Source organism: Streptomyces sp. NPDC002884, from assembly GCF_040295245.1.
GTDB lineage: Bacteria > Actinomycetota > Actinomycetes > Streptomycetales > Streptomycetaceae > Streptomyces.
In genome coordinates, this window is sequence record NZ_JBEOVB010000002.1 from 56,346 (window position 1) to 79,941 (window position 23,596).

The following is a 23,596-nucleotide window of genomic DNA, read 5'->3' on the forward strand; positions in this document are numbered from 1 at the left end:
CTCCTTGGGATCGGAAAGGGACGGTCCTCGGCTACAACAGCTCGCGCCGGACCCTGATTCCGGTCGCTGCCTGCGAAGTCGCGCCCGCCCGCCTAGGCTCGCCTCGTGCTGCGCATCATCGACGTCCGAACCGGCGAGCCCGTCGTCGCCGCCCCCGTCCGCCGTGGCCTGACCCGGGTGGAGGCGCATGCCTCGGGGTACGGGGCAGGGTCGCTGCGGGTCCTGCTCTTCGCCGATCTGCTCGTCCGCGCGCTGGAACTCGGCGGCACGCCCGTGTGGGCGCTGCTGTCCGGCGAACGCGATCAGGCGGAACTCCGGGCGGGCGCGACCGCCCTCGGCATGCACCCCTTCGAGGACGGCCGCGACCTCGGCGCGGGCGCCGGAGTGGGCGAGGCGCAGATCCTGCACGTGGTGGAGGAGGGCGGCCGGACCCCCGACGGGGTGTGCGTCGCCGTCGCGCCGGCGGAGGGCGCGGTGCCCCGGGGACGGGGACCGGGCCGGACCCCCGGGGGAACGGACACCGACGTCGCCGTGCTGCGCCTCGCCCTGCTCGCCCGGCCCCGCACCGAGCCCGTCCGGCTCGACGCCGACGTGCTGGGCGAGGCCCGGGACACCCTCGTACGCTGGCGGCGAGCCGTCGCCGACTGGGCGCGGCGGCCCTCGCGGCCGGTCCCCGACGAGGTGCGCGGACGGCTGCGGGCCGCCTGGGACGACGACCTGGACCTGCCCGAGGTGCTGCGGGTGCTGCGGTCGGTGGAGGACGCCGGCCCCGAGCTGCCGGACGGCGCCCGCTTCGAGAGCTACGCCTACGCCGACCGGCTCCTCGGTCTCGACCTCCTGCGCGACGTGGGAGCCTCGGCGTGAACGGGCCCGGCGGGACGCCCCCGCGCCGGCTGGTGGTCCTGCGGCACGCCAAGTCGGCCTGGCCGGAGGGCGTCCCCGACCACGAGCGGCCGCTCGCCCCGCGCGGCCTGCGGGACGCGCCGGCGGCGGGCCGCGCGCTCGCCGGGGCCGGCCGTGTCCCGGACCTCGCCCTGTGCTCCACCGCCGCCCGCGCCCGCGGGACCTGGGAGCTGGCCGCCGCCGAGTGGGACGCCCCGGCCCCGGTGCGCTTCGACCCGCGGCTCTACGGGTCCGACGTCCCCGGGATCCTGGAGGTCGTCCACGAGACGCCCGCCGAGGTCGGGACGCTGCTGCTGGTCGGGCACAACCCCGGCCTGGAGGAACTGGTCCTCGCCCTGGCCGGGGACGGCTCCGGCGACGCCCTGGACCGGGTGCGGCTGAAGTTCCCCACGTCGGCGATCGCCGTCCTGGCCTGGTACGGGCCCGGCTGGCGGTCCCTGACCCCGGGCACGGCCCTGCTGACGTCGATGACCGTGCCGAGAGGCCGTGGGCCGCAGGGGAACTAGCCGACGTGCACGCGCGGCCGCCGCCCCGGATCGGGCTCCGCCCGGCGCAGCACCTCGCGGGTGACCGGGGCGACCTCGCCGTCACCGAAGACGAGGAACCGGATCAGATGGCTCACCGGGTTGCCCTCGGTCCAGCTGAAGTACGCGTGCGGCACCTGGCCGGTGCGGTCGCGCAGCGCCAGCAGCACCGCGGCGATGGCGTTGGGCACCGTGGGACCGGCGACGCGCAGCCTGCGCACCCCGTGCTTCTCGTCGCCGCGCACGGCGACGTCCGCCGCGAAGTCGGAGGAGTCCCGCACGAACACCTCCAGGAAGAGCACCGGGCCGCCGCCGGGGATCGGGGTGTGCTCGCGCTGCTCCCCCTCCTTGGCGCGGTACGCGCGCGTGCTGTGTTCCCGCGGTTCGTTCGCGATGAGCTGGAGGGGTCCGTGCCGCGCGGCCCCTTCGACGAACCGGGCCGCCGCCTCGTCGAAGGTGACCTCGGCGGCGCGCAGTTCGAAGGCGCGGCGCACCCGGGAGGCGAACGACGTGACCAGGATGGCGAAGATGAAGATCGCCGCGATCCGGATGCCGTCCGGTCGCTCGATGACGTTCGCGACGAGCGTGTAGGCGAACACGGCCGTGATGGCGCCGAAGCCGAGCGTGGCCCGCCGGTGGCCCCGCCGGTGCACGGCCACGGTGGACGCGAACGCCGCCGACAGCATCAGCACCAGCACGCCGGTCGCGTAGGCGCCGCTCTGGTCGTCGACATCGGCGTTGAACCACAGCGTGATGCAGACGGCGGCCGCCATGAACACCAGCACCAGGGGGCGCACCGCGCGCGTCCATTCGGGCGCCATGCCGTAGCGGGGCAGATAGCGCGGGACGAGGTTCAGCAGACCGGCCAGCGCCGAGGCGCCCGCGAACCACAGGATCGCGATCGTCGAGACGTCGTAGACCGTGCCGAAGGCCTCGCCCAGATGCTCGTGCGCGAGGTAGGCCAGCGCCCGTCCGTTCGCCGGGCCGCCGCTCTCGAAGTCGTCCTGCGGGATGAGGATCGTCGTCGCCAGACTGGACAGCAGCAGGAAGCAGCTCATGATCAGCGCGGCCGTGGTGAGCAGCTTGCGGGTGTCCCGCACCCGCCCCCTCGGCTCCTTCCAGGTGTCCGTCGGGTCGCCCTTGACCTGCGGCATCACCGCCACCCCGGTCTCGAAGCCGGACATGCCGAGCGCCAGCTTCGGGAAGACCAGCACGGCCACGCCGATCATGGCCCACGGCGAGGAGTGCTCGGCGGTCATGGCGTCGGTCCAGTCACCGATCCGCGCGGGGTGCGTGAGGATCTCCTGCGCGGAGGCGCCGAGCACGACGAGATTGAGCGCGAGAAAGGACGCCACCAGCGGCACCGCGATGCCGATCGCCTCCCGGAAACCCTTCAGGAACACCGCGCCCAGCGCGCCGACCAGCAGCAGCGTGATCCATTCGTTGCCGTCGTCCATCCAGTGCGGGGCGAACGGGTTCTCCACGACGTGCGCGGCGGCGTCCGCGGACGACAGGGTGATCGTGATCATGAAGTCGGTGGCCGCGAAGCCCAGCAGCACCAGCACGAGGATCTTCCCCGACCACCACGGCAGCAGCCGCTCCAGCATGGCGATGGAGCCCTCGCCGTGCGGGCTCTCGTGCGCCACCCGGCGGTACACCGGCAGCGCGCCGAGCAGCGTCAGCGCGATCAGCACGAGTGTCGCGAGCGGGGACAGCAGACCGGCCGCCAGGGCGGCGATCCCCGGCTGGTAGCCGAGCGTGGAGAAGTAGTCGACACCGGTCAGGCACATCACCCGCCACCAGCGGTGGCCCTTCTGCTCCGCCCGGGGGGCGGCGTGCGGGCCCGGATGGCGGGCGGTCTGCTCGCTGAGCCCCTCCAGGAGCCAGGTCCGCCACCGGGAGGACGGCGGGCCCCCGCTGCTCTCCTTCACCCGGGTGCCGGTCATGCTGCGCGCTCCCTGCGGTCGGTCGGGCCATGCTCCGCGGTCACCGCCCTCGGTCACCCCGCACATCGTCGCCCGCCCCTCCGCCGACGGCGACTCAGCGATCACCGCATAGGCTGGCCGGATGCAGGACGAGTACCGCACGGTCGCCCACGCGGGCGTGCACGAGACCGAGGTCAACCGCTCCCGCTTCCTGTGCGCCCTCGCCCCCGCGGCCACCGAGCAGGAGGCCCAGGACTTCATCGCGTCCGTCCGCAAGGAGCACGCCGACGCCACGCACAACTGCTGGGCGTACGTCATCGGCGCCGACGCGTCCGTCCAGCGGGCGAGCGACGACGGCGAACCCGGCGGCACGGCGGGCGTCCCGATGCTCCAGATGCTGCTGCGCCGCGACATGCGGTACGCCGTCGCCGTCGTCACCCGCTACTACGGCGGGGTCAAGCTGGGCGCGGGCGGCCTCATCCGGGCCTACGGCGGCGCGGTCGGCGAGGCACTCGACGCCCTCGGCACCCTCACCCGCCGCCGCTTCCGCCTGGCCACGGTGACCGTGGACCACCAGCGCGCCGGCAAGGTCCAGAACGACCTCCACTCGACGGGGCGCGCGGTACGGGACGTCCGCTACGGCGAGGAGGTCACCATCGAGATCGGCCTGCCGGACGCCGACGTGGACGCCTTCCGCGCCTGGCTCGCGGACGCGACGGCGGGGACGGCGGGGTTCGAGCTGGGCGGAGAGGCCTACGGGGACGCGTGACGTGCCGGCGTGCGACCCGGTGATTCGTCACACGCCCGGCGAACGCGCGGGCGACATGTCCATAACGCCCCTTTATGCCGGTCGGCGTGACGGTGCGATACGGGAGTAACCGCCCGTGTTGTCAGACCCGGCCGTTAGTCTCGGGGATCATGAGGCTCCTGCACACTTCCGACTGGCATCTCGGCCGGGCGTTCCACCGGGTGAACATGCTCGGCGCCCAGGCCGAGTTCATCGGGCACCTCGTCGCGACCGTGCGTGAGCGCGAGGTCGACGCGGTGGTCGTGTCGGGAGACGTGTACGACCGCGCGGTGCCCCCGCTCGCCGCGGTGGAACTGTTCGACGACGCCCTGCACCGGCTCGCCGGCCTCGGCGTGCCCACGGTGATGATCTCCGGGAACCACGACTCGGCCCGCCGGCTCGGCGTGGGCGCCGGGCTCATCGGCCGCGCGGGCATCCACCTGCGCACCGACCCGGCCGCCGCCGGGACGCCCGTGGTGCTCGCCGACGCCCACGGGGACGTGGCGTTCTACGGCCTGCCCTACCTCGAACCCGCCCTGGTGAAGGACGAGTTCGGCGTGGAGAAGGCCGGCCACGAGAGCGTGCTCGCCGCGGCGATGGACCGGGTCCGCGCCGACCTCGCCGCCCGCCCGCGCGGTACCCGGTCCGTCGTCCTCGCCCATGCCTTCGTCACCGGCGGCGAGCCCAGCGACAGCGAGCGGGACATCACCGTCGGCGGGGTCTCCTCCGTGCCCGCCGGGGTCTTCGACGGCGTCGACTACACCGCGCTGGGTCACCTGCACGGCTGCCAGACCATCACCGAGCGCGTGCGCTACTCCGGCTCCCCGCTGCCGTACTCCTTCTCCGAGAGCGAGCACCGCAAGACCATGTGGCTCGTCGACCTCGGCGCCGACGGGGAGCTCGACGCCGAGCGGATCGACTGCCCGGTGCCGCGCGCGCTGGCCCGGGTCCGCGGCCCCCTGGAGGAGCTGCTCGCCGACCCCGCCCTCACCCGCCACGAGGAGGCGTGGGTCGAGGCGACGCTCACCGACGCCGCCCGCCCGGCCGACCCCATGGCCCGGCTCGCCCAGCGCTTCCCGCACACGCTCAGCCTCGTCTTCGCCCCCGAGCGCGCACCCGACGACCCCCACGTGTCCTACGCCCGGCGGCTCGCCGACCGCAGCGACCAGGAGATCGCCGAGGACTTCGTGGCCCATGTCCGCGGGGCCGGCCCCGACGCCCACGAGCAGGGCGTGCTGCGGGACGCCTTCGACGCGGTGCGCGCGGACGACGTGGTGCGGGAGGTGGCGCGGTGAGGCTGCACCGGCTCGACCTGACGGCCTTCGGCCCCTTCGGCGACCCGCAGAGCGTCGACTTCGACGAGCTCTCCACCGCCGGGATCTTCCTGCTGCACGGGCCGACGGGCGCCGGCAAGACCTCCGTCCTGGACGCCGTCTGCTACGCGCTGTACGGCTCCGTTCCCGGCGCCCGGCAGAGCGGCCAGGGCCTGAACCTGCGCAGCGACCACGCGGCGCCCGGCATCCGCACCGAGGTCACCCTCGAACTCACCGTCGCGGGACGCCGGCTGGAGGTCACCCGGCAGCCGCCCTGGGAGCGGCCCAAGAAGCGCGGCACGGGCACGACGGTCGAGAAGGCGCAGAGCTGGCTGCGCGAGTACGAGACGGTCGCCGGCGCCTGGAAGGACCTCAGCCGCTCCCACCAGGAGATCGGCGAGGAGATCACCCAGCTGCTCGGCATGAGCCGCGAGCAGTTCTGCCAGGTCGTGCTGCTGCCCCAGGGCGACTTCGCCCGTTTCCTGCGGGCCGACGCCGAGGCGCGCGGCCGGCTCCTCGGCCGCCTCTTCGACACCCGGCGGTTCGCCGAGGTCGAGAAGCGGCTCGTCGAGCGCCGCCGCACCACCGAGGCACGCGTGCGGGAGGGCGACTCCGCCCTGCTCGCCGACGCCCACCGGATGCAGCAGGTCGCCGGGGACGCCATGGAGCTGCCCGAGTTCGCCCCGGGCGACCCGGGGCTCGCCGAGGCGGTGCTGGCCGCGGCCGCCGTCGCCCGCAGCACCTCCCGTGAGCTGCTGACGACCGCCCACTGCGGCCGTCTCGCCGCCGAGTCCGCGCAGGCCGCCGCCGAGCGTGCCCTGGACGACGTACGTGAACGGGCCCGGCTCCAGCGGCGGTTCGCCGACGCGCGTGAGCGGGCCGCCGTGCTGGAGGAGCGGGCGGGCGAGCATCGGGAGGCGCAGGCGCGGATGGAGCGGGCGCGCAAGGCGGAGTCGGTGGCGCCCGCGCTGGAGCTGCGCGAGGCCGCCGACACCGAGCACACCACGGCGTCCGCCCGAGCGGCGCACGCACGGGACCTGCTCCCGCGGCGGTTCGCGGACGCCGGGGCCGCCGGGCTCGCCGCCGCCGCACGCCGGGCCGCCGAGGAACTGGGCGGGCTGGAGTCGGCCCGCCGGGGCGAGCGGCGGCTGGTCGGTCTCGTGGCCGAGCGGACCGACCTCGACCGGCGGGAACGCGACGACGAGGACGTCCTGACGGAGACCGAGGCCTGGCTCGCGGACTGGGACACCGTCCTCGCGGGCCACCGGAGCCGCATCGAAACCGCCCAGGAGGCCGCCGCCCGCGCCGAACAGCTCGACGGCCGGCGCGAGCCCATGCGGCGGCGACTGAAGGCGGCCCGGCTGCGCGACGAGCTGGCCCGCGATCTGGAGGCCGCCCGGCGCAGGGCGCTCGCCTCCGGGGAGCAGGCGCAGACGGCCCGCGCGCACTGGCTCGACCTCAAGGAACAGCGCCTGAACGGCATCGCCGCCGAACTGGCCGCCACCCTCGCCGACGGGACGCCGTGCGCCGTCTGCGGCGCCACCGAGCACCCCGCGCCCGCCCGCAAGGTCGCGGGACATGTCGACCGCGAGACCGAGGAGCGGGCGCTCACCGCCTCCCGGCGCGCGGAGGAACGGCACGCCCAGGACGAACGCGACCTCGGCCTCGTACGGGAGACGCTCGCGGCCGCCACCGCCGAGGCCGGCGACACCCCGACGGACCGGCTCGCCGCCGAGGCCCAGGAGGGGGAGGAGAGCTACGCCCAGGCGCGCCGGGAGGCCTCCGCGCTGCACCCCGCGCGTGAGGAACTGCGCCAGGCCGAGCAGGAGCACGAGCGCCGTACGGCGGCACAGCGCGAGGCCGCGGTGCGGACCGCGTCCCGGGTGGGTCACCGCGAGCGCCTGGAGCGCGAACGGGTCGCCCTGGAGGAGGAGCTGACCCAGGCCCGGGGAACCGCGCAGAGCGTCGCCGCGCGGGCCGCCGAACTGGAGGGCCTGGCGGCACGACTCACCGACGCGGCCGACACCGCCCGCGTCGCCGAGGGGAGCGCCGAGCGTCTCAAGGCGGCCGACGGACGCCTCGACGAAGCCGCGTTCCGGGCCGGCTTCGACACCCCGCGGGCCGCCGCCGAGGCCCTCCTCGACGACACCGCCCACCGTGAGCTGCAACGGCGGCTGGACGCCCGGCAGTCCGAGGAGGCCGCCGTACGGGCCGTCCTCGCCGAACCCGACACCGTGGCCGCCGCCCAGCAGCCACCCGCCGACCTCGTGGCCGCGGACCGGTCGGCGGCCGGCGCGGCCGAGCGGCTGCGCACGGCCGCCTCCGCCCAGGACGCCGCCGCCCGCCGCTGCGCCGAACTCGACCAGCTCTCCGCGCGCGCGAGCGACGGCGTACGGCGGCTCGGGCCGCTGCGCGAGGAGTACGACCGGGTGGCCCGCCTGGCCGGTCTCACCGCCGGCACCTCCGCCGACAACGAGCGCAAGATGCGCCTGGAGGCGTACGTCCTGGCCGCCCGCCTCGAACAGGTGGCCGCCGCCGCGACCGTCCGCCTGCAGCGCATGTCCTCGGGGCGCTACACCCTCGTCCACTCCGACGACAGGGCCGGGCGCGGCCGCAGCGGGCTCGGACTGCACGTCGTCGACGCCTGGACCGGGCGGGAGCGGGACACGGCCACCCTGTCGGGCGGCGAGACGTTCTTCGCCTCGCTCGCCCTCGCCCTCGGCCTCGCCGACGTGGTGACCGACGAGGCGGGCGGGGTCCGCCTCGACACCCTCTTCATCGACGAGGGGTTCGGCAGCCTCGACGACCAGACGCTCGACGAGGTCCTCGACGTCCTCGACTCGCTGCGCGAACGCGACCGCAGCGTGGGCATCGTCAGCCATGTCGCCGACCTGCGGCGGCGGATCCACGCCCAGCTGGAGGTCGTCAAGGGGAGATCGGGGTCGCTGGTGCGGCAGCGGGGCTACCGGCCCAGTGGGCGCCTGGGGAGCGGCGACGAGTAGACGACGCTGGTCGTCACCGACCCCAGCGCGCCGATCTTGCCCGACACCTCTTCGAGGTGCCGCATCGATCGGGCGGTGACCTTGATCACGAAGCAGTCGTCGCCCGTCACATGGTGGGCCTCGAGGATCTCGGGCGTGACGGCCACCAGATCGTGGAACGGCTTGTAGTTGCCGTTGGGGTAGCGCAGCCGGACGAAGGCCAGGATCGGCAGCCCCAGCCGCTCGGGGTCCACCACGGCCGCGTACCCCTGGATGACGCCCGCCTCCTCCAGCCGGCGCACCCGCTCGGTGACGGCGCTCGGCGACATCGCCACGGCACGCGCCAGGTCGGCGAAACTGGCCCGGCCCTCGCGCTGGAGGACCTCGAGGATGCGCCAGTCGGTGGCGTCCGGGGAATACGTGGTCATGAGCGAGAGATAGCAGGGAAATCCCCGGCGGGGCAAGGATCAGGCCGGGGAATGCCCCTTCAGGGAGGGGGATCGCCGGTCGTAGATTTCTGGTCGTCGGAAGCAGTGACCAGCCGGAACCCCACGGGAGGGCCCCCGCGATGACCCCCATGACCCCGCTCGCCGTCACGACCGGCGGCACGGACGCCGCGACCACGGTCAACCCCGTCCTGCGCGTGGCCCCCGCCGCCCCGGCCGAGGCCGCCGCCCACTTCCGGGCGAGCCTCGCCTTCCACGCCGACGTCTCCGACGTGGCGGCCGCCCTCGCCGCCGGCGGCGACCCCGGCTTCGTCGTCCTGGACTCCCGCTCCACCGAGTCCTGGGACCAGGGTCACATCCCGGGAGCCGTCCACCTGCCCACCGCGCTCATCGCCGAGCAGGCCCCGCGGCTCCTCGACCGGGACGTGCCGGTCGTCACGTACTGCTGGGGACCCGGCTGCAACGGCGCCACCCGCGCCGCCCTCGCGCTCGCCGAACTCGGCTACCGGGTCAAGGAGATGCTCGGAGGCTTCGAGTACTGGGCGCGGGAGGGCTTCGCGTACGAGACCTGGGAGGGTCGCGGGGCGCGCGACGCCGATCCGCTCACGGCGCCCGTCGACGCGGAGAACTGCGGCTGCTGAGAGCGCGCCGGGGCCGGGCGGCGGCACGGTCGCCGCCCGGCCCCGGGCCGTGGCTCAGAGCTGTGCGAGCTCGTCCACCAGGTCGTCCAGGCCCAGCGAGCCCTGCGAAAGGGCCGCCATGTGCCAGGACTTGAGGTCGAAGGCGTCGCCGTGGCGCTCGCGGGCCTTCTCCCGGCCCAGCAGCCAGGCACGCTCGCCGAGCTTGTAGCCGATCGCCTGGCCGGGGATGGTCAGATAGCGGGTCAGCTCGCTCTCCACGAAGTCCGCGGTGCGGCTGCTGTGCCCGCCGAAGAACTCCTCGGCCAGCTCCGGGGTCCAGCGCTCACCCGGGTGGAAGGGGGAGTCCGCCGGGATCTCCAGCTCCAGGTGCATGCCGATGTCGACGATGACCCGGGCCGCCCGCATCATCTGCGCGTCCAGGTAACCGAGCCGCTGCTCCGCGTCGGTGAGGAAGCCGAGTTCGTCCATCAGCCGTTCCGCGTAGAGCGCCCAGCCCTCGACGTTGGCGCTGACGAGTCCCACGGAGGCCTGGTAGCGGGAGAGGTCCCCGGCGATGTGCGCCCACTGCGCCAGCTGGAGGTGGTGACCGGGGACGCCCTCGTGGTACCAGGTGGAGACGAGGTCGTAGACCGGGAAGCGCGTCTGCCCCATGGTCGGCAGCCAGGTACGGCCCGGCCGCGAGAAGTCCTCCGTCGGGGGCGTGTAGTACGGGGCGGCCGCGCCGCCGGGCGGGGCGATCCGCGACTCCACCTTCCGTACCCGCTCGGCGAGTTCGAAGTGCGTGCCGTCGAGCGTCTCGATCGCCTGGTCCATCAGGCCCTGGAGCCAGTCGCGGACCTCGTCGACGCCCTCGATGTGCTTGCCGTGCTCGTCGAGATGGGCCAGCGCCACCCAGGGGGTCTCCGCGCCCGGCAGGACCTTCTCGGCCTCCTGCTTCATCTCGGCGAGCAGCCGGTGGTACTCCGCCCAGCCGTACGCGTACGCCTCGTCGAGGTCGAGGTCGGTGCCGTTGAAGTAGCGGGCCGCGCGGGCGTACCGCTCCCGGCCGACGGTGTTCGGGGCGCCCTCGATCGTCGGCGCGTACACGTCGCGCATCCAGTCCCGCAGCTCCACGACGGCCGCGGTCGCCGCCCGGGCGGCCTCGTCCAGCTCCGCGCGCAGCGCGTCCGGCCCGGTGGACACGAAGTCCTCGAACCAGCCGTGGCCCTCGCCGTCCGTGTCCGCCCACTCGGTGAGCTGTCCGACGAACGTGAGGGTCGGCCGCGGCGCCGCGTACAGCTTGCGCTCCAGGCCCAGCGCCAAGGACTCCCGGTAGCCCGCGAGAGCCGCCGGCACCCCGCGCAGCCGCTCGGCGATCGCCGTCCAGTCCGCGTCGGTCCGGGTGGGCGTCACGGTGAACACCTCGCGCACGTTGTGCGGGGGAGTGGCCATGTTGCCGACGGCGCGCAGTGCCTCGTCGGCGTCGTGCACACCGAGTTCCGCGGTCAGGCGCTCGCGCAGCAGGCGCGCGCACCGGCGCTCGATGTCACTTTCCGCGCCGGGCCGCCGCTCCGCCTCGTCGAGCCTGGCCAGGGTGTCCCGCGCGAGCTGCGCGAGCGCCTCCTGACCGGCGGGCGAGTAGTCGGGCAGACGGCTCGAACTCTCCTGCACGCCGAGATAGGTACCGGTCACCGGGTCGAGGGCGATGAGGTCGTCGACATACGCGTCGGCGACCTCGCGGGGAAGCGGGCTGCTGGTCTGTGACATGGGCTCCATCCTCGTACGAGGCGGTGGCGCACGTCACGCGGATTGTCCCGAAGTCGTCGGCGGCAGCAGCGGTCCGCACTCCCACTGCTGGAAGATCAGCCGCGTCTCGACCCGGGCCACCTCCCGGCGCGAGGTGAACTCGTCGAGCACCAGGCGCTGCAGATCGGCCATGTCCGCGACGGCGACGTGGACGAGGTAGTCGTCGGGGCCGGTGAGGTGGAAGACCGTGAGCGCCTCCGGCAGCCCTCGGATCCGCTCCACGAACGGGCCCACCAACTCCCGCCGATGCGGCCTGACCTGCACCGACAGCAGTGCCTGGAGGCCACGCCCCAGCTTGGCCGGATCCAGCCGGAGCTGATGACCGAGGATCACGCCCGAGCGGCGCAGTCGCGCCACCCGGTCCAGACAGGTCGACGGCGCGACCCCGACCTGCGCCGCGAGGTCGCGGTAAGTGGTCCGGGCGTCGTTCTGGAGCAGCCGCAGCAGCTGGAGATCGACCGGATCCAGTACGACGGATTCAGTCATGGGCCGAACGTAGCACGGTGTTCGATTACAGCGGCCCGTTCGATGTTCACCCTGCCGTCCATGGACTCAGTCTCAGCGAGCACGCACGCGTACGACGACGTACGCGGACCCGCGTCGAGAGCGCCCCGCGCACTGGCCACCGAGGCCGTGCACGCCGGGCGGGACGACCTGGCCCGCCAGGGCCTGCACGCCCCGCCGATCGACCTGTCCACCACCTACCCCTCGTTCGACAGCCGGGCCGAGGCCGCCCGTATCGACGCGTTCGCTGCGACCGGCGCGGAGCCGGAGGGCCCGCCCGTCTACGGCCGGCTGGGCAACCCGACCGTGGCCCGCTTCGAGACGGCCCTCGCCCGCCTCGAGGGCACCGAGAGCGCGGTCGCGTTCGCCAGCGGGATGGCGGCGCTGAGCGCGGTGCTGCTCGCCCGCGCCTCGACGGGGCTGCGGCACGTCGTCGCCGTACGCCCCCTCTACGGGTGCAGCGACCACCTGCTGACCGCCGGGCTGCTCGGCTCGGAGGTCACCTGGACGGACCCGGCCGGGATCGCGGACGCGCTGCGCCCGGACACCGGCCTTGTCATGGTCGAGTCGCCGGCCAACCCGACGCTCGCCGAGGTCGACCTGCGGGCCGTCGCCCACGCCTGTGGTTCGGTCCCGCTGCTCGCCGACAACACCTTCGCGACACCGGTGCTCCAGCGTCCCGCCGAGCGGGGCGCGCGGCTCGTCCTGCACAGCGCCACCAAGTACCTGGGCGGACACGGAGACGTGCTGGGGGGCGTGGTCGCCTGCGACGAGGAGTTCGCCGGGCGGCTTCGGCAGGTGCGGTTCGCCACCGGCGGCGTCCTGCATCCACTGGCCGGCTATCTGCTGCTGCGGGGCCTGTCCACGCTCCCGGTGCGGGTGCGGGCCGCCTCCGCGACCGCGGCCGACCTGGCCCGGCGGCTGGCCGCCGACCCGCGGGTGGCCCGGGTCCACTATCCGCGGATCGGCGGCGCGATGATCGCGTTCGAGGTCCACGGCGACCCGCACGAGGTGATCGCGGGGGTCCGTCTGATCACCCCCGCCGTCAGCCTCGGCAGCGTCGACACGCTGATCCAGCATCCGGCGTCCATCAGCCATCGCATCGTGGACGCGCAGGAGCGCCGGGGCGCGGGCGTGAGCGACCGGCTGCTGCGGCTCTCGGTCGGCCTGGAGGACGTAGAGGACCTGTGGGGGGACCTGCGGGAGGCGCTCGGCGCGGGCGCCACGGCCGCCCGGCCCGCGCGCGGAGCCGCCGTCGTGTGACCGCCGGCCGCGAACGGTGTCCGGCGAACGGTGTCCGGCGACCGAGGTCCGGCGAACGGTGTCCGGCGACCAAGGTCCGGCGAACGGTGTCCGGCGAACGGTGTCCGGTCGACCGTGTGCGGACGGCCCGGCGGTGTGGCGTACCGCCGGGCCGCGCGGTGTTCCGTGGCTCAGTCGCGCGCGACGCGCTCGTCGTACCGCCCGGAGCCGGCCCGTGCCCGGGTCGCGGCGCCGTCCAGGCGGGCGGTGATGACCAGCGTCCCCTCCTCGATCTGGTAGTCGAGGGGCAGGTCGAGGCCGCGCATGGCGGCGACCATGCCGGTGTTGGAGGCCTGCGTCACGGCGTAGACGCTCTCGCAGCCCGCCTCGACGGCCATCGCCACCAGCCGGCCGAGCAGTTCGGCGCCGATGCCGCGCCGCTGCCACTGGTCCTCGATCAGCAGGGCGACCTCCGTCTCGTCGCCGTCCCACAGCAGGTGGCCGAGGCCGACGACGCGCCCCGACGGCGTCTGCACGGCGAGGGTGCGGCCGAAGCGGGGGCTGAGCAGGTGCCTGAGGTAGCGGTCGGCGTCGCCGACGGGCCCGTGGTAGCGCATCCCGAGCGTGCGCGAGGAGCACCGCTCGTGCATCGCCTTCGACGCCGCCAGGTCACCGGCGTCGGCCCGGCGCACGGTGATCGCGTTGCCCTCGGGCAGCGTCAGCACGTCCTGGCCGCGCGGCACCCGCGGGCCGAGCCGCGCGTCCAGTTCCACCAGCGCACGCGCGCGTGCGAACTCGGTCGGGGTGAACGGCAGGTACGGCCGCTCCACGGTGATCACTCCGCCTTCCGGCGCCCGCAGGCGCATCACTGTGTCCTCCAGTACGCCCTCCACGGGCACGCCGTCCGGCCCGCGGCCGCCGCCGCCCGGCGTGGCGGGCAGCGAACGGATCGTGCAGCGTCCCAGCAACTGACGTAGCGCCAAGGGTAGTTCAGCCGCGTCGAGGGCGGTGCGGGTGGCCAGGCCGAGGACCCGGGTCGGCGCGTCCACCAGGTCGTGGGCGTCGGCCCGCTCGATCCAGGTGCCGCTGCCGCCCGCCCCTGCCACGGCCCGGGTGATCTCGGCCGCCGCCAGGGCGCCGGGGGCGCGCAGCAGGAACTCGTCCACGGTGTCCTCGCCCAGCGGGTGCGTCTGGAGGCTCAGGATGTCCACCCGGTGGCCGGCGAGCGCCGCGCACAGCGTGGCCAGTGACCCCGGGGCGTCCTTCACCGTCGTCCGCATCCGCCACAGGGCGCTCTCCTCCGTGACCTGGGAGGGGAGTTCGGACGGCCCGGCCTGCGGCTCCTCGGAGCGCGGCCGGGCGTCGGTATCGCCCGTGGGAGGCGCGTGACCGTGGCGCCGTGCCCACCAGGTGTGGAATCCGGCCGTGGCGACGAGCACGGCGGCGGAGACGGCCAGGAGCACGGGACCGTCGGGTCCGTGGCCCACCAGGTTCGCCACACCGTCGGCCACCGCGACCGCGGTGAACAGCGCGGCGAGTTCCACCACGTCCCGTCGCCAGTGGTGCACCGGGCGTCCGCGTTTCGCACGCGTCACATCAGACATGTCTCGAGTCATGCAGCCACTGTGGAGGAACGGTGTTGCGTGATCACGAACGGTTTGTGACTGATGGGTAAAGGTTCCCAATGCCCGTTTTGTTAATTCTTCTACGGTCACACGGTGTACGAGGTGCAACGACAGAGCCGCGCACCGGGGGATGACGCCGGTGCGCGGCACGGTTCCGAGGGTACGGGACGCCGGACTACTGGCCGACCCGTCCCGGCTGGAGCACCTGTGTGAACAGCACGGTGCCGTCCTGCTCGCGCAGACGCACCGTCAGCTCCCCGCTGCCGCCGTCGATGTCGACCTCGCCGAAGAACTGGTACCCGCCGGCGGGCGACACGTTCGAGGCGGTCGGCGCCTTCACGAACACCCGCTCCGGGCCGAAGGTGTCGTCCAGCGCGCTGGCCGGGAAGGCGCCCGCGTTCAGCGGACCGGAGACGAACTCCCAGAACGGCTCGAAGTCGCCGAACGCGGCCCGCGACGGCTGGTAGTGCTGCGCCGAGGTGTGGTGGACGTCGGCCGTCAGCCACACCGTGCCGGTGATCCGCCGGTGCTTGACGTACCGCAGCAACTCGGCGATCTGGAGCTCACGGCCCAGCGGCGCACCCGGATCGCCCTGCGCGACGGCCTCGATGTTCGCCCTGCCCTCGGTGGCGTCGGGCACCACCAGGCCGAGCGGCATGTCGGCGGCGATCACCTTCCACACCGCGCGCGACCGGGAGAGCTCCCGCTTGAGCCACTCCAGCTGCTCGGCGCCGAGGATGCCCTGAGGGTCCACCCGCTGGTCGTCCGGTGAGTTGGCGTTGCGGTACGTCCGCATGTCCAGCACGAACACGTCCAGCAGCGGCCCGTGGCGCACGACCCGGTGGACCCGGCCCTCCTTCGCGCCCGGACGCAGGGTGGAGATCGGGAAGTACTCGCCGAACGCCCGCCGGGCGCGCCCCGCGAGCACGTCGACGCTCTTCTCCGTGTAGCGGGCGTCGGAGTCGGCGATCACCTCGCCCGGGTACCAGTTGTTGCGGACCTCGTGGTCGTCCCACTGGATGACGGACGGCACCTGCGCGTTGAAGCGGCGCAGGTTCTCGTCGAGCAGGTTGTAGCGGAAGTTGCCGCGGAACTCGGCGAGGGTCTCGGCGACCTTGGACTTCTCCTCGGTGGTGACGTTCCGCCAGAGGGTGCCGTCGGGCAGTGCCTGGGTCGCCGTGATCGGGCCGTCGGCGTAGATGTTGTCGCCGCTGCACAGGAAGAAGTCGGGATCGAGCTTCGCCATCGCGTCGTAGATGCGGTAGCCGCCCAGCTCGGGGTTGATGCCCCAGCCCTGGCCCGCGAGGTCCCCGGACCACAGGAAGCGGACCCCGCGCCGACGCCCGGGGGCCACGGTGCGGAAGGTGCCCGTCACCGGCTCCCCGGTGCGCCGCGGGTCGTCCGGGTCGGCGAGGAGCACGCGGTAGTGGATCTGCTCGCCGGCCGGCAGCCCGTGCAGCCGGGTCGTGCCGGTGAAGTCCGTGCCGGCGCCGAGCAGCGGACCGTGCCACCGTCGGGCGCCCCGGAACGACTCCGTGGCCGCGGTCTCGACGACCATCCGGGCCGGACGGTCGGAACGCACCCACACCAGGCCGGAGTCGGACGTCACGTCCCCGGCCTGCACTCCCCAGCCCGCCTTGGGCCGCCCGGACAGCGCGAAGGCGGGCGCCGCGCCGACGGCGGCGGGCAGGGTCAGGGCCGCGGAAGCGGCGAGCGAGCCGCGCAGGACGCCGCGGCGCCCGGGAAACGGACTGGGTGACATGGAGGGGCCTCCAGGGGCGGGAACCGGCCGGTGTGCACAGCCACAACTACTGGTACGTCGCAGCGCACACGGAAACCGCAAGTGAACAACTGGCCGCGCCCACCCGGGATCCGACGCGCACGGCCCTGCGCGAGGGGTTCGTTCCGGTGGCGGCCGCCCGCACCGCCCCGCTCGTCGGAACGGGCTCCTGCGGCCTCGCCCCGGCCGTGGGCGGCGCCCTCGTCGGGACCGGGGTCGCCCTGGGGCCCGGGGTGTCGCGGCGCGTCCCCGGCGCCTCAGCGGCTGCCGTCGAGGATCACGCGCGCGACGAGCGCCGGATCGTCGTTCATCGGGCAGTGACCGCAGCCGGGCAGCCGCACCAGGCGCGCGCCGGGGATGATCCGCTTGGCCCGGACGCCCTGGCGGCGTACCAGCAGCCAGTCGCGGGTGCCCCAGCCGAGGGTGACCGGGACCCCGGCGAGGTCGTCGGTGAACCGGACGGTGGCGCCGGCCCGCAGGGTCTGGTCGAACCCGGTGGCCCGGGCCAGGGCCAGCGTCTCGGCGACCACGGCCTCGGGTGAACGCCGGCTAGGGCGGGCGTAGATGGTGCTGGTGAGGGCTGTACGGCCGGCCGCCGTGCTCGCCATCCGCTCGACGAGGGGGAGCGGCATCCGGCGCGAGATCTGCCGCATGGTGAGCAGGACGCCGAAGGCGTAGCGCCGCTCGGCCTGCGACCAGAACCCGGCGGGGGACAGCGCGGTGACGGACCGTACGAGCTTCTCGCGTCCGAGTTCCAGGGCGAGCAGACCGCCGAGGGAGTTGCCCGCGACGTGGGGACGGTCGAGCTCCAGCGCCTCGCAGAAGGCGCCGAACACGGCGGCCGTCGTGGGCAGGTCGTACGCCAGTCCGTCCGGCAGGGGCGGGGAGACGCCGAAGCCGGGCAGGTCCACGGCGATGACCTCGCGCTCGGCGGCCAGGATGTCCACCACCGGGTCCCAGGCCTGCCGGTGGTGTCCGATGCCGTGCAGCAGGAGGAGCGGCTCGCCCCGGCCCGCGCGCGTGTAGGAGACGGTGACGGGCAGCGGGCCACTGGGGGAGGGGACCGTGAAGGAGACGGTGGCGGACATGGGAGCTCCTCGACTGGACGGGCCGTGGACCGGCCGGCGGACGCCGTAGACAGCTTGTCAGCAATGGCTACCGACGGGTAGCCCCCAGAGGTGGGCCGCGCGCCCCTCCGTCACAAGGCGGCTCTGCTAAGCGGACCTTGCCGGAGTGTCACGAAAACGCGCCCGTACGAACGCCCCGTGAACGCTTTTCTGTCGGACGCCTGTCGGCCTCGAGAGGGATCGAGGATTGGTCTTGACCAAGGGTGGGGGCCGTCCTATGGTCGCAGAGAAGTACAACAACCTTTAATAAACAAAGGCGCGAAAAACGCCGCCGGACCACGGCGATTGCGGAGGACAGGGTGGGGACCACGCAGCTGGAATCGGTACCGGAACCGAAGTACTGGCATCTCAAGACCGTGCTCAGCGAGGCACTCGACTCGGAATTCACCGTCGGCGAGATCCTGCCCAACGAGCGTGACCTGGCCGCCCGCTTCGGCGTCGCCCGCGCCACGCTCCGCCAGGCACTGGAGCAGCTCGAACTGGAGGGCCGGCTCCAGCGCCGCCGTGGCGTCGGCACCACCGTCGCGCCGCCGCGGATGGGCGTCGCCGTCGGCGGCGACCAGCAGGTCTGGCCGGGCACGGGCGACGACGCCTGGCAGGCCGTCGACTGCACGCTCGCGGCCCCTCCCGCGGTCGTCGCCACCGCCCTGGAGACCGCGCGTGACCAGGCCGTGCACATCGTGCGCCGCTCGCGGGTCTCGCACGGCCAGCCCGTCGCCGCCGAACTGCTCTACGTCCCCGTGACGTCGGTGCCCGACCTCACCGCGATCGACACCCCCTCCGAGGCCGCACGCGCGCGTGCGGTGCTGCGCGAGCTGCAGCGCCTGGAACTGGAGGGCCAGGACCGCGCCGTGGAGCTGGGCTCGGCCCGCGCGGACGACGCCCGGGAACTCGACCGGCTCCCCGGCGCCCCCGTCCTCGTCGTCACCACCCGGTTCTTCGCCGGGGGACGCACCGCCGCGCTCTCCGTCGCGACCTACCGCGCGGACACCTGCCGGCTGACGTTCGGCGCGTCCGGCGGGGTGGAGATACACCACGGGCCGGAGCGCCGGGCCTCCTGAACACCCCGTGCGCCGCGGGCCGGACACGGCAGGCTCCCTGAACGGCCTGCACCCGGCACCGGGCGGACACCTCGACTGCGACCGCGCCCCGGAACTCCGCCGGGGCGCGGCGCGTTTCACCGATGACGACCGGTCACCGCCGCGCCGTCACCGTCCCCTCGACCGCGAACAGCTGCTCCTCGACATGGTCGAGGGCGAGCCGCAGCGCCCCCGTCGCCACCGCCGCCTCCCCGAGCAGCGACAGGACCACCTTCGGCGGGCGCAGACAGTAGCGCGCCAACTCGTTCCGCAGCGGCTCCAGGACACCGTCCAGACCGGCCGCCCAGCCGCCCACCACGACCAGCTCCGGATCGACCGCCAGGACCAGCGCGGCCACGTCGTGCACGAGCCGCTGGATGAAGCGGTCCACCGCCGCCCGGGCCTGCTGGTCGCCCTCGCGGGCCTGTGCGAACACCGCGGCGACCGCCTGCTCGTCCAGCGGATGCAGCGGCTCGTCCGTCATGGACAGCAGCGTCTCCGGCGTCACCTCCCGGCCCAGCAGATGCAGCGCGCCGATCTCCCCGGCCGCCCCGCCGTACCCCCGGTGCAGCCGGCCGCCGATCAGCGAGCCGGCGCCCGGGCTCAGCCCGGCCAGCACGAACACGACGTCGTCGGACTCGGTGGCCGAACCCTTCCAGTGCTCGGCCACGGCCGCCGCGTTGGCGTCGTTCTCCACCAGCACCGGACACTTGAAGGAACGGCTCAGCCGCTCACCCAGCCGCAGCCCCGTCCACTCGGGCAGCGCGGTGCCCAGCCGTACGGTCCCGTCCGCCTCCACGATTCCGGGCGTGGCCACGCCCACCGCCCGCAGTGAGCTGCGCGGGACGCCCGCCCGGCGCAGCAGCTCGGCGACGGCCGTACGCAGCCGCTCCAGGCGTTCGTCCGCCGGTGCCGCCTCGTCGACGTCCTTGGCCTGCGCGCCCAGTACCCGGCCGTCCAGGTCGGCCAGCAGCGCGGCCACCCGGTGCGAGCCGATCTCCAGCCCCAGCAGGTGCCCGGCCTCCGCCCGGAACCGGAACCGCCGCGCGGGCCGCCCCTGCCGCCGGGCGACACTCTCGTCGGCCGCCTTCTCGACGACGAGCCCCGCCCCGATGAGGTCCTCGACGACCCCCTCGACGGTCGGCCGGGACAGGCCCGTCACGCGGGTGATCTCCGTGAGCGTCGCGCAGTCCGCGGCACGCAGCGCGTGCAGCACCACCGCGGAATTGATCCTTCGCAGCAGCGAGGGATCCCCGCCGGTCAGCTGCCCCAACGTCCGTCCTTCCAGCTCGTGCGCGTGTTGGGCGGATCGTACTCGGCGGAAAGGACCCCGGCGAGTGTCGAATCCGTACCGCAACCAACGCCGGCGCCCGTCGTCCGCCGCTCGGCCGGGAGCGCCGGACCCGATCGGCCGCCGGGACGGCGTCCTGACGGGCCGCCAATTGTCAGTGGCGGCCGGTTTACTGGATGCCATGGACATCGCGCGCGGCCTCGCCACCGTCGACCTGCTGTGCGTCCGGGAGTTCCCCGAGGAGGGGTATCTCGTCGCCGAGTTGCAGACCAGCCGCGACTTCTACGAGGACGACGGCACCGGGTGGGAGGAGACGGAGGACCAGTACGACGCCGACCGGGACGGTCTGTCGGAGCGGCTGGCCGACCGCTGGGGGGCACCCCACCTCATCAGCCTGGCGAGCACGCTCGAGTCCTCCGTGGACGGCGAGGACATACCCGAGCCCTGGGCCTCGCTCAGCGCGCATGTGCCGGATCTCCACCTGTGGCGGTTGCCGGGCACGGCACGCTGGATAGCTCTGGGCGTCTCCCAGTGGGACAGGGAGCTGCCGTTCCAGCTCCTCCTGGTCGTGACGGAGGTCGCCCCGCCCTGACCGCGGTCAGTCCTGCGCCGCCACCCGCAGCCGCGCGAACTCCTCCGCCATCGTCGCCGCCGTCCAGTGCGCGTTCAGCCCGCTGGGATTCGGCAGCACCCACACGCGGGTGTCCCCGATGACCCGCTCCTGCGGGCCCACCACGGCCTTGCGGTCGTCGAAGGCCGCCCGGTACGCGGTCACGCCCACCACCGCCAGCAGGCGGGGCTTCAGCCGGGTCACCTTCTCCGCCAGCAGCCGCCCGCCGTCCCGGTACTCCCGCGCCGTGAGCTCGTCGGCCCGCGCGGTCGCCCTCGCCACCACGTTGGTGATGCCGAGCCCGTAGGAGAGCAGCTCCTGCTGTTCCGCCGGTTTCAGCAGCCTCGGGGTGAAGCCGGACAGGTGCAGCACCGGCCAGAAGCGGTTGCCCGGGCGGGCGAAGTGGTGGCCGGTCGCCGCCGTCATCAGGCCCGGGTTGATGCCGCAGAACAGCACGCGCAGGCCGCCCGCGACGACGTCCGGTACGAGACGGTCGCGGGCGGCCTCCAGCTCCGCCTGGGTGAAGCGCGTCAGAGGATCGCTCCCGGGGTGTAGCCGGCCGCCTCCGGACGCTGCTTCACGATCTCCTCGATCCGGCCGACGACCGTGGTCACCTGGGCCGCCGCGGCACCCGTGAAGGACAGCTTGTCGGCCATCAGCGCGTCCAGCCGGGCGCGGTCGAGCGGCAGCCGCTCGTCGGCGGCCAGCTTGTCGAGCAGCTCGTTGCGCTCGGCACCCCGCTCGCGCATCGCCAGCGCCGAGGCGACGGCGTTCTCCTTGATCGCCTCGTGCGCGACCTCACGGCCGACGCCCGCGCGCACCGCGCCCATCAGCACCTTGGTGGTGGCGAGGAACGGCAGGTAGCGGTCCAGCTCCCGGGCGACGACCGCCGGGAAGGCGCCGAACTCGTCGAGGACCGTCAGGAACGTCTCCAGCAGACCGTCGAGCGCGAAGAACGCGTCCGGCAGCGCGACCCGGCGCACCACCGAGCAGGACACGTCGCCCTCGTTCCACTGGTCGCCCGCCAGCTCGCCGGTCATCGACGCGTAGCCGCGCAGGATGACCATCAGGCCGTTGACGCGCTCGCAGGAGCGGGTGTTCATCTTGTGCGGCATCGCCGAGGAGCCGACCTGGCCGGGCTTGAACCCCTCGGTCACCAGCTCGTGCCCGGCCATCAGCCGGATCGTCTTCGCCAGCGAGGAGGGGGCCGCCGCGAGCTGCACCAGCGCGGTGACGACCTCGTAGTCCAGCGACCGCGGGTAGACCTGGCCGACGGACGTGAACGCCTGCGAGAAGCCCAGGTGTCCGGCGATCCGGTCCTCGAGGTCGCTGAGCTTCTCGGCGTCGCCCCCGAGCAGGTCGAGCATGTCCTGGGCGGTGCCCACCGGGCCCTTGATGCCGCGCAGCGGGTAACGCCCGAGCAGTTCCTCGACCCGGCCGTACGCGACGAGCAGCTCGTCGGCGGCGGTCGCGAACCGCTTGCCGAGGGTCGTGGCCTGCGCGGCCACATTGTGCGAGCGCCCGGCCATGACCAGCTCGCCGTACTCGCCGGCCAGCTTGCCGAGACGCGCCAGCACGGCCACCGTGCGGTCGCGGACGAGCTCCAGCGAGAGCCGGATCTGGAGCTGCTCGACGTTCTCGGTCAGATCGCGGGACGTCATGCCCTTGTGGACCTGCTCATGGCCGGCGAGGTCGTTGAACTCCTCGATCCGGGCCTTCACGTCGTGCCGGGTGACCTTCTCGCGCTCGGCGATGGAGGCCAGGTCGACGGTGTCGAGGACACGCTCGTAGTCGGTGATCGCGGCGTCCGGCACCTCGATCCCGAGGTCCTTCTGCGCCCGCAGCACGGCGAGCCAGAGCTGACGCTCCAGCCTCACCTTCTGCTCGGGCGACCAGAGCGTGGCGAGCTCGGCGGAGGCGTAGCGTCCGGCGAGGACGTTGGGGATGCGGGGCTTGGCGGGAGCGGAAGTCACGTGTACGGATTCTACTGGCGATTCGTGCAGGCCAGTGCCGCGGCCCGGTTCGGCGGAACGTACGAGACCGGCGTCACTCCGCCCGGTGCCGCCCGGTGCCGCCCGGTGCCGTGCGGTGCGGCTGGGCGCGACCCGCCTCGGCTCCGGCCGCGCGGCCGGTCAGCAGCGCGGCGTACGCGAACCCGTCTACGCCCGACCCTCGTGTGGCCGGCCCTCGTGCGGCCGGCCCTCGTGCGGCTGACCCTCGTACGGCAGCAGATCGGGCCGCTTCGGCGGCAGGCCGTCCCCGGAGGACCGGCCGGTCAGGCGGCGGCCTATCCAGGGGAGGAGGTACTGCCGGGCGAACCGCGCGTCCGCGACGCGCCGGGCGGCCCAGCCCGGAGGCAGGGTCGCCGGCATCGGCGTGTGCCACTCGGTGTCCTCGGGGTCGTGCCCGAGGCTCTGCCAGACCGCCTCCGCGACCCGGCGGTGGCCCTCCGCCGACAGATGCAGCCGGTCGACGTCCCACAGCCGCGGATCGCCGAGGGACGGGGCGCCGTACAGGTCGACGACGAGCGCGCCGTGCCGCTGCGCCAGCTCCTCGACGTGCACGAACAGCTCTTCCATGCGCGGCCTGAACCGCTCCAGGACCGGCCCCTGCCGACCCGGGCTGCGCATCAGCACCAGCTCCTTGCAGGCGGGCGTGAGGCGCTCCACGGCCTCCGTCAGCAGGTCCTTCACGCGGACCATGTCGCACTTGGGGCGCAGGGTGTCGTTCAGGCCGCCGACCAGGGTGATCACGTCGGCGCCCATCGCGGCGGCCACCGGCACCTGCTCCTCGACGATCTGCCCGATCAGCTTGCCGCGTACCGCCAGGTTGGCGTACCGGAAGCCGGGGGCGCGGGCGGCCATCCGCGCGGCGAGGAGGTCCGCCCAGCCCCGGTAGGAGCCGTCGGGCAGCAGGTCCGACATGCCCTCGGTGAAGGAGTCGCCGATCGCGACCAGGCTGGTGTGTGTGGGATTCGTCTGCATGGCGACATCGATGGTAGCCCGAGTCTCATACCCAGCGGTCGGTCACCTC

General features: G+C 74.0%; 20 protein-coding genes. 9 read left to right on the top strand and 11 right to left on the bottom strand.

Annotation, left to right across the window (positions count from 1 at the left end; genetic code table 11):
- Window positions 1-105: 105 nt before the first annotated feature.
- Together ABT070_RS04675 and ABT070_RS04680 are read left to right on the top strand one after the other, a co-directional pair.
- Window positions 106-864 carry a hypothetical protein gene (locus ABT070_RS04675; RefSeq protein WP_351754630.1) on the top strand — a complete coding sequence of 253 codons (759 nt, stop codon included), beginning with the start codon at window positions 106-108 and terminating at the stop codon, window positions 862-864.
- Window positions 861-1,409, top strand: a complete 549-nt coding sequence (locus tag ABT070_RS04680; RefSeq protein WP_351754632.1) for a SixA phosphatase family protein — start codon at window positions 861-863, stop codon at window positions 1,407-1,409. The genes ABT070_RS04675 and ABT070_RS04680 overlap by 4 nt, the downstream gene beginning before the upstream one ends.
- Here ABT070_RS04680 and ABT070_RS04685 read toward each other — a convergent pair.
- Entirely contained in the window at window positions 1,406-3,373 is a 1,968-nt protein-coding gene (locus ABT070_RS04685; RefSeq protein ID WP_351754635.1) for an APC family permease, read from the bottom strand. The genes ABT070_RS04680 and ABT070_RS04685 overlap by 4 nt on opposite strands.
- A 121-nt stretch (window positions 3,374-3,494) precedes the next feature.
- On the opposite strand from ABT070_RS04685, the gene ABT070_RS04690 reads away from it, so the two are divergent.
- From ABT070_RS04690 to ABT070_RS04700, 3 genes are all read left to right on the top strand, one after another.
- Entirely contained in the window at window positions 3,495-4,121 is a 627-nt protein-coding gene (locus ABT070_RS04690) for a YigZ family protein (protein WP_351754638.1), read from the top strand.
- A 149-nt stretch (window positions 4,122-4,270) separates the two neighbouring features.
- Window positions 4,271-5,434: an exonuclease SbcCD subunit D gene (locus tag ABT070_RS04695; protein WP_351754641.1), complete on the top strand. Its 1,164-nt coding sequence runs from the start codon at window positions 4,271-4,273 to the stop codon at window positions 5,432-5,434.
- Window positions 5,431-8,454 carry an AAA family ATPase gene (locus tag ABT070_RS04700; protein WP_351754644.1) on the top strand — a complete coding sequence of 1,008 codons (3,024 nt, stop codon included), beginning with the start codon at window positions 5,431-5,433 and terminating at the stop codon, window positions 8,452-8,454. The genes ABT070_RS04695 and ABT070_RS04700 overlap by 4 nt, the downstream gene beginning before the upstream one ends.
- Here the strand turns inward: ABT070_RS04700 and ABT070_RS04705 are convergent.
- On the bottom strand, window positions 8,415-8,861 hold the full coding sequence (locus ABT070_RS04705; RefSeq protein WP_351754647.1) for an Lrp/AsnC family transcriptional regulator: 447 nt from the start codon (window positions 8,859-8,861) through the stop codon (window positions 8,415-8,417). The genes ABT070_RS04700 and ABT070_RS04705 overlap by 40 nt on opposite strands.
- A 140-nt stretch (window positions 8,862-9,001) precedes the next feature.
- Between ABT070_RS04705 and ABT070_RS04710 the strand changes: the two genes are divergently transcribed.
- On the top strand, window positions 9,002-9,520 hold the full coding sequence (locus ABT070_RS04710; protein ID WP_351754649.1) for a rhodanese-like domain-containing protein: 519 nt from the start codon (window positions 9,002-9,004) through the stop codon (window positions 9,518-9,520).
- 54 nt (window positions 9,521-9,574) lie between these two features.
- Here the strand turns inward: ABT070_RS04710 and ABT070_RS04715 are convergent, their stop codons facing one another.
- Both ABT070_RS04715 and ABT070_RS04720 read right to left on the bottom strand, forming a co-directional pair.
- Window positions 9,575-11,266, bottom strand: a complete 1,692-nt coding sequence (locus tag ABT070_RS04715) for a DUF885 domain-containing protein (RefSeq protein ID WP_351754652.1) — start codon at window positions 11,264-11,266, stop codon at window positions 9,575-9,577.
- Between the two features lie 33 nt (window positions 11,267-11,299).
- A complete protein-coding gene (locus tag ABT070_RS04720) occupies window positions 11,300-11,791 on the bottom strand; it encodes an Lrp/AsnC family transcriptional regulator (RefSeq protein WP_351754655.1) in 492 nt (163 codons plus the stop codon).
- A gap of 60 nt (window positions 11,792-11,851) precedes the next feature.
- Here ABT070_RS04720 and ABT070_RS04725 point away from each other — a divergent pair, with 60 nt between their 5' ends.
- A complete protein-coding gene (locus tag ABT070_RS04725; RefSeq protein ID WP_351754658.1) occupies window positions 11,852-13,072 on the top strand; it encodes a trans-sulfuration enzyme family protein in 1,221 nt (406 codons plus the stop codon).
- 170 nt (window positions 13,073-13,242) lie between these two features.
- On the opposite strand, the gene ABT070_RS04730 is transcribed toward ABT070_RS04725, so the two are convergent.
- The 3 genes from ABT070_RS04730 to ABT070_RS04740 all read right to left on the bottom strand — a co-directional run bounded on the left by ABT070_RS04730 (window position 13,243) and on the right by ABT070_RS04740 (window position 17,544).
- Complete coding sequence (locus ABT070_RS04730; protein ID WP_351754661.1) at window positions 13,243-14,655, bottom strand: GNAT family N-acetyltransferase; 1,413 nt, start codon at window positions 14,653-14,655, stop codon at window positions 13,243-13,245.
- A gap of 196 nt (window positions 14,656-14,851) precedes the next feature.
- Complete coding sequence (locus tag ABT070_RS04735; RefSeq protein ID WP_351754663.1) at window positions 14,852-16,438, bottom strand: alkaline phosphatase D family protein; 1,587 nt, start codon at window positions 16,436-16,438, stop codon at window positions 14,852-14,854.
- A gap of 275 nt (window positions 16,439-16,713) precedes the next feature.
- Window positions 16,714-17,544: an alpha/beta fold hydrolase gene (locus ABT070_RS04740; RefSeq protein WP_351754666.1), complete on the bottom strand. Its 831-nt coding sequence runs from the start codon at window positions 17,542-17,544 to the stop codon at window positions 16,714-16,716.
- A 338-nt stretch (window positions 17,545-17,882) separates the two neighbouring features.
- On the opposite strand from ABT070_RS04740, the gene ABT070_RS04745 reads away from it, so the two are divergent.
- Window positions 17,883-18,644: a GntR family transcriptional regulator gene (locus tag ABT070_RS04745; RefSeq protein ID WP_351754668.1), complete on the top strand. Its 762-nt coding sequence runs from the start codon at window positions 17,883-17,885 to the stop codon at window positions 18,642-18,644.
- 133 nt (window positions 18,645-18,777) lie between these two features.
- Here the strand turns inward: ABT070_RS04745 and ABT070_RS04750 are convergent, their stop codons facing one another.
- Window positions 18,778-19,935 (bottom strand): ROK family transcriptional regulator, encoded by a 1,158-nt coding sequence (locus tag ABT070_RS04750; RefSeq protein ID WP_351754671.1) that lies wholly within the window; start codon window positions 19,933-19,935, stop codon window positions 18,778-18,780.
- Window positions 19,936-20,134: 199 nt separating this feature from the next.
- On the opposite strand from ABT070_RS04750, the gene ABT070_RS04755 reads away from it, so the two are divergent.
- A complete protein-coding gene (locus ABT070_RS04755; protein ID WP_351754674.1) occupies window positions 20,135-20,545 on the top strand; it encodes a hypothetical protein in 411 nt (136 codons plus the stop codon).
- A gap of 6 nt (window positions 20,546-20,551) precedes the next feature.
- Here ABT070_RS04755 and mug read toward each other — a convergent pair whose 3' ends face one another.
- The 3 genes from mug to ABT070_RS04770 form a co-directional block, all read right to left on the bottom strand.
- Window positions 20,552-21,097 carry a G/U mismatch-specific DNA glycosylase gene (mug, locus tag ABT070_RS04760; RefSeq protein ID WP_351755957.1) on the bottom strand — a complete coding sequence of 182 codons (546 nt, stop codon included), beginning with the start codon at window positions 21,095-21,097 and terminating at the stop codon, window positions 20,552-20,554.
- Window positions 21,094-22,536 carry an adenylosuccinate lyase gene (purB, locus tag ABT070_RS04765; RefSeq protein ID WP_351754676.1) on the bottom strand — a complete coding sequence of 481 codons (1,443 nt, stop codon included), beginning with the start codon at window positions 22,534-22,536 and terminating at the stop codon, window positions 21,094-21,096. The genes mug and purB overlap by 4 nt, the downstream gene beginning before the upstream one ends.
- A gap of 186 nt (window positions 22,537-22,722) precedes the next feature.
- On the bottom strand, window positions 22,723-23,547 hold the full coding sequence (locus ABT070_RS04770) for an SGNH/GDSL hydrolase family protein (protein ID WP_351754679.1): 825 nt from the start codon (window positions 23,545-23,547) through the stop codon (window positions 22,723-22,725).
- Window positions 23,548-23,596: the final 49 nt, after the last annotated feature.